Annotated in this window: 7 protein-coding genes; 6 read left to right on the forward strand and 1 reads right to left on the reverse strand. The window is 74.7% G+C overall.

All coding sequences use genetic code 11. The annotated features are described in order from the left end of the window. Positions 1-76: 76 nt before the first annotated feature. From OG736_RS04155 to OG736_RS04175, 5 genes are all read left to right on the forward strand, one after another. Positions 77-3,064, forward strand: a complete 2,988-nt coding sequence (locus OG736_RS04155) for a helix-turn-helix transcriptional regulator (RefSeq protein WP_327181202.1) — start codon at positions 77-79, stop codon at positions 3,062-3,064. 127 nt (positions 3,065-3,191) lie between these two features. Next, a complete protein-coding gene (locus OG736_RS04160) occupies positions 3,192-4,658 on the forward strand; it encodes a CAP domain-containing protein (protein WP_327181203.1) in 1,467 nt (488 codons plus the stop codon). Between the two features lie 148 nt (positions 4,659-4,806). Beyond that, positions 4,807-5,982: a tetratricopeptide repeat protein gene (locus OG736_RS04165; protein WP_327181204.1), complete on the forward strand. Its 1,176-nt coding sequence runs from the start codon at positions 4,807-4,809 to the stop codon at positions 5,980-5,982. Beyond that, positions 5,979-7,034: a polyprenyl synthetase family protein gene (locus OG736_RS04170; RefSeq protein ID WP_327181205.1), complete on the forward strand. Its 1,056-nt coding sequence runs from the start codon at positions 5,979-5,981 to the stop codon at positions 7,032-7,034. Before OG736_RS04165 ends, OG736_RS04170 begins: the two co-directional genes overlap by 4 nt. Positions 7,035-7,398: 364 nt before the next feature. Then, positions 7,399-9,036, forward strand: a complete 1,638-nt coding sequence (locus OG736_RS04175; protein ID WP_327181206.1) for a serine/threonine protein kinase — start codon at positions 7,399-7,401, stop codon at positions 9,034-9,036. On the opposite strand, the gene OG736_RS04180 is transcribed toward OG736_RS04175, so the two are convergent. Beyond that, entirely contained in the window at positions 9,025-10,494 is a 1,470-nt protein-coding gene (locus OG736_RS04180; RefSeq protein WP_327181207.1) for a serine hydrolase domain-containing protein, read from the reverse strand. The two genes, OG736_RS04175 and OG736_RS04180, sit on opposite strands and share 12 nt — an antisense overlap. Before the next feature lie 95 nt (positions 10,495-10,589). On the opposite strand from OG736_RS04180, the gene OG736_RS04185 reads away from it, so the two are divergent. Then, on the forward strand, positions 10,590-11,561 hold the full coding sequence (locus tag OG736_RS04185; RefSeq protein ID WP_327181208.1) for an LLM class F420-dependent oxidoreductase: 972 nt from the start codon (positions 10,590-10,592) through the stop codon (positions 11,559-11,561). Positions 11,562-11,658: the final 97 nt, after the last annotated feature.

Consider the following 11,658-nt stretch of genomic DNA (forward strand, 5'->3'; position numbering starts at 1 on the left):
CTCCTGGGATCGTCCCGGTGGGGCTCCGTTCCTGGTCGCGGGCCGCGTTGTCGGTGGCGCGTGCCAGGATGGGGTCGTGTCGCAGACCGTGTTCGCCACTCCGTTCATCGGCCGGGAAGAGGAGCTCGCCCGGCTCTCCGGCGTGCTCGAACGCGCCCGGGGCGGTGAGTCGCGCGCGGTGCTGATCGCCGGGGACGCCGGCGTGGGCAAGACCCGGGTCCTGGACGAGGTCGCCGCGCGGGCGGCCCGCTCCGGCACGACCGTGCTCACCGGGCACTGTGTCGACCTCGGTGACGTGGGGCTGCCGTATCTGCCGTTCACCGAGATCCTCGGCCTGCTCGCCGCCGACGAGCGGTTCGCCGCCGTCCTCGCCGCGCACCCCCTGGTCGACCGGCTGCTCGGCGCGGGCACGGACGCCGACGAAGCGGGTCCCGCCCCGCGGTCCGGCAGCGGAGAAGGGCGGCTGAGGCTGTTCGAGGGGATGGCGGCGCTGCTCGCCGACCTGTCGGACGTCACCCCGCTGCTCCTCGTCCTGGAGGATCTGCACTGGGCCGACCAGTCCTCCCGGGACCTGCTGCGCTTCCTGCTCAGCCGGGGCTTCCTCCAGCGGTCCACCGGCAACGGCTCCGGCCACCGGCTGACGGTCCTGGCCTCCTACCGGGCGGACGACCTGCACCGCCGGCACCCGCTGCGCCCGCTGCTGGCGGAGCTGGTGCGGCTGCCGGCCGTGGACCGGCTGGAGCTGCGGCCGCTGGCGGACGCCGAGGTGACCCGGCTGCTGCGCGCCCTGGAGGGCCGGCCACTGCCGGACGCCACGGTGCGCAGGATCGTGGAGCGCGCGGAGGGCAACGCCTTCTACGCGGAGGAGTTGCTCGCGGCCACGGACACGGAGGCCGGCGGAATGCCCAGCGGGCTGGCCGACCTCCTCCTCATCCGCGTCGAGCAACTCCCCGACACCGCCCAGCAGGTGCTGCGGACCGCCGCCGTAGCCGGCCGGCGGGTGGAGCACGACCTGCTGCGGGAAGCGGTCGGACTGCCCGAGGACGAGCTGGAGTCGGCATTGCGGGAGGCCATCGGCCACCAGCTCCTGGTCTCGGGCGACGACGGCGCGTACGCCTTCCGGCACGCCCTCGCCCGCGAGGCGGTGTACGCCGACCTGCTGCCGGGTGAACGGTCGCGGCTGCACGGCGCGTTCGCCGCCCTGCTGGCCGGCCGGGGCCACCGGGCCGAGACCGCGGCGGAGCGCGCCCACCACTATCGCGAGAGCCATGACCTGGGCGAGGCCCTCGCCGCCTCGCTGGAGGCAGCCGACCATGCCCGGCGGGTCGGCGCGCCCGCCGAGGAACTGCGCCATCTGGAGGCCCTGCTCGACCTCTGGGAGTCGGTGCCCGCGACGGCCCTTCCGTCGGACGAGGGGGCCGACCGCGTCACGCTGATGCTGCGCGCCTCGGCGGCGGCCGCGCACGCCGGTGAGGCACACCGCGCGGTCTCCCTGACCCGGGCCGCGCTCGCGGGCGTCGGCCAGGACACCGACTCCGAACTCGCCGCACGGGTGCGGTACACGCTGGCCGGCACGCTCATGAACGTCGACAGTCTGACGGCCGCGTTCGCCTACAGCAGCGAGGCGTTGGCGATGATCCCCGCCGAACCGCCGACGCCGACCTGGGTGTGGGCCGCCGCCACGCATGTCCTGGCGGCCCGTCAGGTAGGTGACTCCGAGACCGCCCTGCGGGTCGCGCGCCAGGCGCTGGGCGCCGCCGAGCAACTCGATCTGACGGACGCCCGTGCCGACCTATTGGTCTCGCTGGCCAACCTCGAGGGCGACGGCCGCCGCTCCGCCGAGGGCCGCGCTCGGCTCACGGAGGCGCGTGAACTGGCCCGGCGCGGCGGCAACGCGCCGGTGGAGATGCGGGCCCTGTTCACCCTGGCCATCGGCGCGTTCGAGGCCGGGGAGCTGGCGGAGTGCCTGCCCTGGCTGGCCGAGGGCCTGGACCGTGCCCGCCGGGCGGGGCTGCTGTCCTCGCCGTATCCGCTGGAGATGCGGTACCTCCAGCTGCTGGTGCTCTACACGCTGGGCCGCTGGGACGAGTGTCTGCGGACGGCGACGACCGACCTGGCGGTGCTGCCGGCGTCGGGTGGATTCGCGGTGGGTCCCGCCCTGTACGTGGGCCTGGCACGCGGCGACAAGGGCGTCGCCGACCGGGCCCGGACCCTGATCGAGGGGCGCTTCGACTGGATGGCGGCGCTCGTCGCGGGCATCGTGCTGACCGACGCGGCGGTACTGAGCGGTGACGCCGAGGCGGCGGTGGCCCGGCTGCGGTCCTCGGTCGAAGCTCTCACGGACGAGGCGGACGTGCTCCCCGACGTCACCGTCCGGCTCACCGCGCTCGCCCTCGCGGCGGTCGCCGATGCGGCGGCCGGGGCACGGCGCGGCGGGGACGAGGCGGCGGCCGACCGCTGGTCGGCGATCGCGACGGAACTCCTGGAACCGGCGCGGTCGGTGGCCCTGCGGGGCGCGGCCGGCGTGCCGCAGGGTCCGGAGGGGCGCGCCTGGCTGGCCCGCGCGGAGGCCGAGTGGGCATGGGCCACCACCGGGCCCGACCCGGCGGCCTGGGAGAGGACGGTGGCGGCGTTCGGCTACGGCGACGCCTACGAGCTCGCCCGCTGCCGACTGCGGTACGCGCAGGCCCTGCTGGCCGCCGGCCGGCGAGAGGAGGCGGCGACCGAGGCCCGCGCCGCCCGGGAGACGGCCGTACGGCTGGGTGCCACACCCCTGTTGGAGCGGGCGGACGACCTGCTCCGGCGTGGACGCCTCACGGACGCCGGTCCCGCCGCCCGGGGCGGTCCGGTCGCCCTGACGGCCCGGGAGCGGGATGTCCTGCGGCTGCTCGCGCTCGGCCGGAGCAACCGGCAGATCGGCGAGGAGCTGTTCATCAGCGGCAAGACGGCGAGCGTCCATGTCTCCAACATCCTCGCCAAGCTGAGCGCGGCGAGCCGTACGGAGGCCGTGGCGATCGCCTACCGCGAGCGGCTGCTCGAACCGGAGATCGGCGCGTCGGGCTGATCCCGGCGGTCTCGGCCCGGCCACGACCGGCGGGCGGGCGGATGCGGGCGAGGAACCCCGGGGGCCTGCCGCCCGTTGTCCGGACAGGCCCGCGGCGGGGCCGGTACGACGACATCGGGGCGGCAGGATGAACGTGTTGGTTCCCGGGGGCAACCTGCCCCTCCCGGGCGGCGCCCTGGCCGCCCGGGTGCCCGGCCCCTTCGACGTCTGCGCCCTCGTCACGGACGACAGCGGCCAGGTCCGGGGTGACGCCGACTTCGTGTTCTACAACCAGCCGAAGGCGCCGGGGGCCCTGCTCCGGGGCGACACCCTGACGCTGGAACCCGGCAGGCTGCGGCCCGGCGCCACCCGCGTCACGCTGGTCGTCGGCGCGGCCGAGCCGGGCACACCCCTGGCCCGGCTGCCGCTGCCCACGCTGCATGTCACCGACGCGCCGGGCCGCGTACTGGCCCGGTTCACGCCGCCGCCCACACAGGGCGAGACGGTGCTGTTGCTCGCGGAGTTCTACCGGCGTGGCGGCGGCTGGAAGCTGCGGGCGCTCGGCCAGGGGTACGCGGACGGACTGGCGGGCCTGGCCCGGGACTTCGGGGTGGAGGTCGTGGCGGAGGACAGCCCGCCCACGAGGGGACGGCCCGCTTCCGGACCCCCACGCGGGTACGCCGGACAGAGCGGCACCGCCCCCGCGAGCCGACAGCCGACGACCGCACCGCGCCCTTCGAGCCCACAGCCGGCGACCGGCCCACGCCCCGCGAGTCCGGGCCCCGCCTTCGCACCGCACGGCTCGTCCACCCCGCGCAGCTCCCCGGTGTCAGTCTCCGATCCCGACGGCTTCCTCACCCTCGTCAACTCCTCGCGCGCCACGGCCGGTTCGCCCCCCGTGTCCCTCGACGCCCGCCTCGCCTCCGCGGCCCGCGCGCACGCGGCCGCCCTGGCCGCCACCGGGCGGCTCGGTACCGAGGGTGCGGACGGCGTCTCGGTGCACCAGCGGGTCACGGCCGCCGGATACCGGTATCTCACCGTCGGTGAGCACCTGGTCTCCGGGCCCCGCACCACCGCCGAGTTCGTCGCGTACTGCCTGCGTACCGACCGGGCCCGGCAGACCCTGCACGACCCGGCGTTCCCGCACGCCGCGCTGGCACGGGCCACCGACGCACGCACCGGCGACACCTACTGGACCGCCCTGTGGGCGAGCCCGCTCACCCCGGACGGCCTGGTCCGGACCGCGGCCGAGGTCGTCGACCTCACCAACCGTGAGCGGGCGAGGGCCGGGCTCCGCGCCCTGGCCGTCGATCCCCTGCTCACGGCGGCGGCGCAGGCGCACAGCGCGGACATGGTGGCGCGCGCCTTCTACTCGCACACCTCGCCCGAGGGGAGCCAACCCTGGGACCGGGCCGCCGCCGCGGGCTCGACCCGGCGGACCATCGGCGAGAACATCGCCTGCGGCCAGCGCTCCCCCGCCGAGGTGATGGACGGCTGGATGAACAGCCCTGGTCACCGGGCCAACATCCTCAAACCCGCCTTCACCCACATCGGTGTCGGCTTCGCGGGCGGCGGCCCCTCGGGCACGTACTGGACCCAGCTCTTCGGCGCCTGACACCCCACCGGCGCCGGGGGGTGATCTACGCCTCACAGGCAACCCCCCTCACCGAGCCCGCGTCTTGACCGGCAGCACACCGCACTATACCCACCGTGTATACACAGAGTGCATATGTGAACACCCGGTGGTCTGCCGAAGGGAACCGATGTACGGCAAGGCATTCGCCCCGGAGTACCAGGGCGCTCTCACCACCCTGTCCGTGAACTCCTCGCTGGACGACGTACTGGCCGTCGGCACCGAGCGGTTGCGGGCGGCGGAACAGGCCGGGGAACACGGCGAGGCGGCCCGCTCGGGGCTCGCGGTCGCCGAGGCGCACCGGCGTCTGGGACAGGTGCGGGAGGCCGACCGGGCCTGGAAGGCGAGTTACCGGGCGGCCCGGGACGCCGGTGACATCGCCGCGATGGCGTGGGCCCTGTGGAGCGGCGGCACCCTGGCCCGGCAGCGGGGCGCGTTCCCGCTGGCCCGGCGGCTGCTGGGGCTCGCGGCCGACCTGGGAGAGCAGGGCGGCGACATCGTGGTCCGCGGCTACTCGCTGGCCGGGCTGGCGGAGACCGGTCGGATCCAGGGCGACTACGACGCCGTGGGCCGGCTGCACGAGCAGTTGCTGGCCGAGGCGCGCAGGCGCGGCGAGGCGCGGCACACGGTGTGGGCCCTGGAGGGCATCGCGCAGATGCACCGCAACTCCGGCGACCACGACACGGCGTACGCCCTCTTCGAGGAGGCGGCCCGGATCGCCGAGGGCGCCGAGGACCGCCGCGGTCACGCCTGGGCGCTGCGCGGGCTGGCCGACATCGTCTCCGCGCGGGACGGGGACACCGAACGCGCGCTCGACCTGCTGACGGAGGCCGAGGAGTCCTGCCGCGCGATGAACCTGACCGGCGCGCTGGCCTACAACCACAAGATGCGCGGCAACGTCCTGTACCGGGCGGGGCGTTACCCCGAGGCGCGGCGGCTGTACATGCAGGCGCTCGACGAGTTCCGCGCCATGGGCGAGCCGCGCGGCGAGGCACTCTCCCGGCTCGGCCTGACGAAGGCGCTGGCCCGGCTGGGCCGCGACCGCGGGGAGACGGCGGTGGAACTGGCCGAACTGGCACGGGAGCTGGAGCGCATCGGGCTGCGACACGCACGGGAGATGGTCGCCCGGGCACAGACCGAGCTGGGGGTCGAGACGTCGGCCCCGGCGACAGCGGCACAGACACAGACACCGGAGCCGACACCGACACCGGAGCCGGAGCCGACACCGACTCCCGCACCCGCACCCGCACCCGCACCCGCACCCGCACTCAGGGTTTCCGACGAGCACGCGGTGGTCGGCCGGTGACCGCGCTCGGCACGACCCTGCGGGAAGCCACCGCGACCCGGTCCCGCGCTCCGCAGATCCTCGCCCGCTGCCGGGCGTTGGTGCGACCCGCGCTCACGGAGGCCGTCGGGCGGTCGCACCCGTGGGTGGGTGAGATGGCCGGCTACTCCTTCGGCTGGTGCGGGGTCGGCGGGGTGCCCGCGGCCGGCTCCGGAGGCAAGGGTGTACGGCAGGCCCTCGCGGTGCTCGGCGCCGAGGCGGCCGGCGGGCCCGCCCGGGCCGGTGTGCCCGCGGCGGTGGCGGTGGAGCTGGTGCACGCCTTCTCCCTGCTCCACGACGACATCATGGACGGCGATCAGACCCGGCGTGGGCGCGCCACGGTGTGGAAGGCGTACGGCACGGGACCGGCGGTCCTGGCGGGCGACGCCCTGTTCGCCCTGGCGGTGGAGACCCTCGCGCTCCAGCCGCCCCCGGTCGGCGCCGACGCCGTACGCCTGCTGTCCGGCGCCCTCGGGGACCTCGTCCGCGGGCAGGCCGACGACCTGCTGTTCGCCGCGCGGCCCTGGTCGGGTCCTGAGCGGGTGCGGCCGGACGCCTACCGGGCGATGGCCGAGGGCAAGACCGGTGCGCTGCTCGGCTGTGCGGCCGCACTGGGGGCCGTGCTCGCCGGCGCGTCCCCGGCCGCCGTGGCCGCGCTGGACCGGGCGGGGCGGCATCTCGGGGTCGCGTTCCAGGTGGTCGACGACGTGCTGGGCATCTGGGGCGACCCGTCGGTCACCGGCAAGCCGGTCCACGGCGATCTGCGCGAGCGGAAGAAGACGTTCCCGGTGCTGGCCGCGCTGGACTCACCCGCTCCCGCCGCGCGTCGGCTGGCCGCGCTTCTGGAGCGGGGCGGCGACCCGGGTGAGGCGGCAGTGCTGGCCGAGGCGGCGGGTGGTCGTGCCGCGGCGCTGGCCGAGGCGGGCCGGCAGGTCGACGCCGCCGAGTCGGCGCTGACGGACGCCCCGCTGGCGGCCGGCGCCGTGGGCGACCTGCGTTCCCTGATCGGCTTCGCGGTGCACCGGGACCTCTGACCCGGCCCGGCCGAGCTCACGGAGCGCGCTTCTGCCGGTCCCCACCCGGCCGCTGCACCGAGGCGACTCCGCCTGGTTTAGGAAATCGCCGGGAGGGCCGCCGAGCAGGAATGCACCGCGGTCGAGAAGGTCGTTCCCGGGAACCTCGACGAGTCCCGCCCGGCCTGTTTACCGCTGGTTACACCGCAGGACGGACGCAGGACGACCCCCGGCAATTCCCTTTTCTCGTACACGCACTCGACCAAAAGCGGCGCCCTTTTTGAATAAAAGACAGGAATCACACCGGAGTTGCGGTCGAATTGAACGGACCCCCTCGCGCCGGTCGTACCACTGGGAAAGGTGAGTGCCGGCGGTTCAGCGAGGGATGGCCATGGTCAAGACGCACGTCTCCACGCACGAGTGGGTCGCCGGGAGGTACCGGCTGCTCGACGTCGTCCACCGGGAGACGAACCGCGTCGGCTGGTACGGCGAGTACGTCGAGGACACCGGGACGGCCCGGCCCTGCCTGGTCACCGGGATCGGGCTGCCGGCCGGCCAGGGCGAGGAGAAGGCCCGCCAGGCAGCCGACCGGGTCCTGCGCATGTCGGAGACGATGGCGCGGCTGTGTCCCGGCCGGATCGCCACGGTCGTCGACGCCGTGGAGGAGGCGGGTTCCCTGTGGACCGTCACCGAGTGGATCGACGGGCTGCCGCTGGGTCAACTCATCGAGCAAAAGGGGGCGTTCAGCCCGGCCAAGGCGGCCGCGATCGGGCTGCAGCTGCTGGACGTGCTCGAGGTCGCGCACGGCGAGGGCATCACCCACGGCGAGCTGAGCCCCGGTCAGATCTTCGTGCGGGCCCGGGGCCCCCTCGTGCTCACCGGGTTCGGACTGGCGGGCGCGACCCTCGCCCCCCGGGTGGCGGCCCCGGCGTTCGCCTCCCCCGAGCAGGCCCGGGACGACCGGATCGGCCCGGCGGCCGACCTGTGGGCGCTGGGCGCGATCCTGTACACGATGGTCGAGGGGCGGCCGCCGTACCGGGACCGCGACCGGCCCGAGAGCACGCTGAAGGGGGTGGACCGGCTGCCGCTGCGCACTCCGTTGCGGGCCGGTTCGCTCACCCCCACCGTGCAGGGGCTGCTGCGCAAGGACTCCCGGGAGCGGCTGACCAGGACGGTCGTACGCCAGTCCCTCACCCGGGTACTGGAGGAGGACCCGCATGCCGTCATGCAGGCCCCCCGGCTGAAGCGGGCCTGCGCCGCCGCCCGGTACGTCGGTCCGCGGTGGAGCGGCCGGGCCATGGCGGCCGGGACGGCGCTGGCCGTCGTCACCGTGGCGGTCGCCGCCCTCGCCGTGACCCACCAGCTGCCCGACACCGACGACACCGCGGGAGGCAGCCCGCAGGCCCGGCCGTCCGCGTCCGCCGCAACACCCGGCGAGGACGCCGGCGAAAGAGACTCCGCGACGCCGACGCCGACGCCGACCGCGTCGGGCACCCCGTCGCCCGGCGAGTCCACGGAGTCCTCCCCGTCGGCGCCCGCCACCGCCGACGCCCTCCCCGAGGGCTACCGCGTGTACCGCGCGCCCGACGGTTTCTCGGTCGCGCTCCCCAAGGGCTGGAAGCCGCTGGAGACCACGCGCGGCACCGATGAGGCGTACCGCGTCACCTTCGGGGCGACCGGTGATCCACGCACCCTCGCGGTGACCTACAGCGAGAGCGCCGGACCGGACCCGGTGGCCGTCTGGCGCGAGGACGTCGAGCCCAATCTCAAGAAGGACGACGGTTTCCGTCGGCTCGGCGACATCGAGGCGACGACGTACCAGGGGTACAAGGCCGCCGACATGGAGTGGCTCGTGGACGTCGACGGCGCCCAGGTGCGCACGTTCGGCCGCGGTTTCCTCCTCGGCGGCCAGCGGAGTTTCTCGCTGCGCTGGACGACTCCCGCGGCGGACTGGGGCAAGAGCGCCAACCGCGAGGCGCTGGACACGTTCCTGCGGACCTTCCGGCCGGGTTCAGCCGCCTGACCGGGGCGACGACCGGCGCGGTGCGCCCAGCCTGCGCAGCGGGGCGCCGTGCAGCGGTCTCGTGTCCCAGCGGGCCGTGAACGTGCGGTCGGTGAGGGAGCAGGTCACCCGCAGGCGGTGCGGGGTCTCGAGGAACACGACGTGCACCGCGAGGGTGTCGCCGTCGGTCCAGCCACCGCTCACCGCGGTGGGCGGCGACTCCCCGCCCGGCTGCCGGCCGCCGGGCCCCAGGGGCAGTTCCAGCCGCCGGTCACCGGGCTCCTCGACGAGACTCAGCGTCCAGCCCTCGGTGCCCCCGGTGACGACGGCTCCGATCAATTTCGGCTGGTCGGCGCAGACTCCGCCGCTTGGGGTGAACTCGGCGCCCGACCACTGCGCGCCCCGCTCGGGCGGCGCGGGCGCGCCGGGGACCGGGGGCAGCGCGAGCTGCGCCAGGCGCCGCGCGAGGGCCGCGTCGGCGTCCTCCCGGCCGGTCAGCGGTTCCGGCCGGAACGCGGGCAGCAGATGCTGCCAGACCAGGGTCAGCACGGCCTGCATGTCGTCGGTCGCCGCCGTCGTGGCGATCACGGCGTCGTGCTCGGGCAGGACCACACAGAACTGTCCGTAGGCCCCGTCGCCGCGGTAGCCGTGTCGTGAGCGCCAGAACTGGAAGCCGTAGCCGCGCTCCCAGTCCGTCCGGTCCGCGTCGGCCGTCGCGCCGGGCGCCGTCGCCGAGTGCTCGCCGGTCGCCTCGGCCACCCACTCCTCGGACAGCAGCCGCTCGCCGTCCCACACGCCCCCGTCCAGGTACAGCTGTCCGAGCCGGGCGATCGCGTCCGTGGTGCCGTGCAGCCCGCTGAAGCCGATCTCACGGCCGGAGCGGTCGGTCAGCCAGGCGACCTCGCCGATACCGAGCGGATCCAGCAGCCGCGGTCGCAGATACGCGGTGAGCGACTCTCCTGTGACGCGCTGCACGATGGCGGCGAGCGCGTAGGTGGCGGGCTGGTTGTACGCGAACACGGTTCCCGGGTCGTGGTCCGGCGGCAGCAGCAGGAAGCCCCGGACGAGGTCGTCGGGGTCGAGCGCGTGCGCCCGTTCGAACGTCTCCTCCTCGTGCCCGCTCGCCATCGCCGCCACGTGCCGCACCAGCATCGCGCGGCTGCGCGGGTCGGTGATCTCCGTGTCGAGCTCCGGGAAGTACGAGAGCACGGGGTCGTCGAGTCCGATCCGCCCCTCGGCGACGGCGAACCCGACGGCCGTGGACGTGAAGCTCTTGCTGAGCGAGTACAGCAGATGCAGCCGGTCGGGGGTGTACGGCTCCCACCAGCCGGCGGCGACGAGGCGGCCGTGGCGCAGGATCATCAGGCTGTGCGGCTCGATGGCCCCGGTCGACTCGACGGCGTCGAGGAAGGCGAGAACGCCGGTGGCGTCGACGCCCTGGGCGGACGGGGGACTCGAAGGAAGCGGGCGGGCGCTCATACCCGCATCCTCTCCCGGACGACGACGATGATCGACGGTCTGTTTCCGGTCACGGGCGCCTGTTTCCTCCCCCGGCGACCGGGGACTCGGGCCCCATGGTGCAAATCGGATACACGATGATGACCGAACAGGCCGGCCCCCGTGACCTCGTCGACCACGTGGTGCGTGCCGAGGAGGCGGGCTTCGACTTCTCGGTGACCTCGGACCACTACTTTCCGTGGCTGCGCTCGCAGGGCCACGCGCCGTACGCGTGGAGCGTGCTCGGCGCCGCCGCCCAGGCCACCTCACGCATTCCGCTGATGACGTACGTGACGTGTCCGACCTTCCGCTACCACCCGGCGGTGGTGGCGCAGAAGGCCGCCACGATGCAGCTGCTGTCCGAGGGGCGCTTCCGGCTGGGCCTGGGCTCCGGGGAGAACCTCAACGAACACGTGGTGGGCGGCGGCTGGCCCTCCGTGGACGTGCGGCACGAGATGCTCGAGGAGGCCGTGGAGATCATCCGCGCGCTGTTCGAGGGTGGGCATGTGACCCGGCACGGCACCCACTACGACGTGGACTCGGCCCGGCTGTGGGACCTGCCCGACGAGCCGCCGCCGATCGGCATCGCCGTCTCCGGCGAGCGTTCGTGCGCCCTCGCGGGGCGGCTGGCCGACCTCGTGATCGCCACCGAGCCCAAGGCGGACCTGCTGTCCTCGTTCGACCGCCACGGCGGCGCGGGCAAGCCGCGGGTGGGCCAGCTTCCGGTCTGCCACGGCCCTGACCGGGACGCGGCCGTGCAGCGGGCGCACGACCAGTTCCGCTGGTTCGGCAGCGGCTGGAAGGTGAACTCCGAACTGCCGCACCCGGACTCCTTCGACGCGGCGACCCAGTTCGTGACGCCCGACGACGTCGCCGCCTCGATCCCCTGCGGCGACGACCCGGACGACTTCGTCGAGGCCGTACGCCCGTACGCCGAGGCCGGGTTCACGGAGATCGCCCTGGTGCAGATCGGCGGGGACAGCCAGCCCGCGTACCTGGACTGGTCGGAGGAGACCCTGCTGCCCGCGCTGCGGAAGGCCTTCGGCTGACGGGCCGCCCGGCCCGCACGCGGGTCCGGCAAAGCATCGTCAAGAGGTGCATATAGGCTGCCGGTCTGCACTTTCGCAGTGCCGATCCTACGTCCAG

Source organism: Streptomyces sp. NBC_01334 (genome assembly GCF_035983595.1).
Lineage (GTDB): Bacteria > Actinomycetota > Actinomycetes > Streptomycetales > Streptomycetaceae > Streptomyces > Streptomyces coriariae.

What these genes read in the sequence shown, in the direction of transcription:
- OG736_RS04160 (WP_327181203.1), top strand. Translation starts at nt 3,192, where the DNA reads ATGAACGTGTTGGTTCCCGGGGGCAACCTGCCCCTCCCGGGCGGCGCC.
- OG736_RS04180 (WP_327181207.1), bottom strand. Translation starts at nt 10,494, where the DNA reads ATGAGCGCCCGCCCGCTTCCTTCGAGTCCCCCGTCCGCCCAGGGCGTC.
- OG736_RS04175 (WP_327181206.1), top strand. Translation starts at nt 7,399, where the DNA reads ATGGCCATGGTCAAGACGCACGTCTCCACGCACGAGTGGGTCGCCGGG.
- OG736_RS04165 (WP_327181204.1), top strand. Translation starts at nt 4,807, where the DNA reads ATGTACGGCAAGGCATTCGCCCCGGAGTACCAGGGCGCTCTCACCACC.
- OG736_RS04185 (WP_327181208.1), top strand. Translation starts at nt 10,590, where the DNA reads ATGGTGCAAATCGGATACACGATGATGACCGAACAGGCCGGCCCCCGT.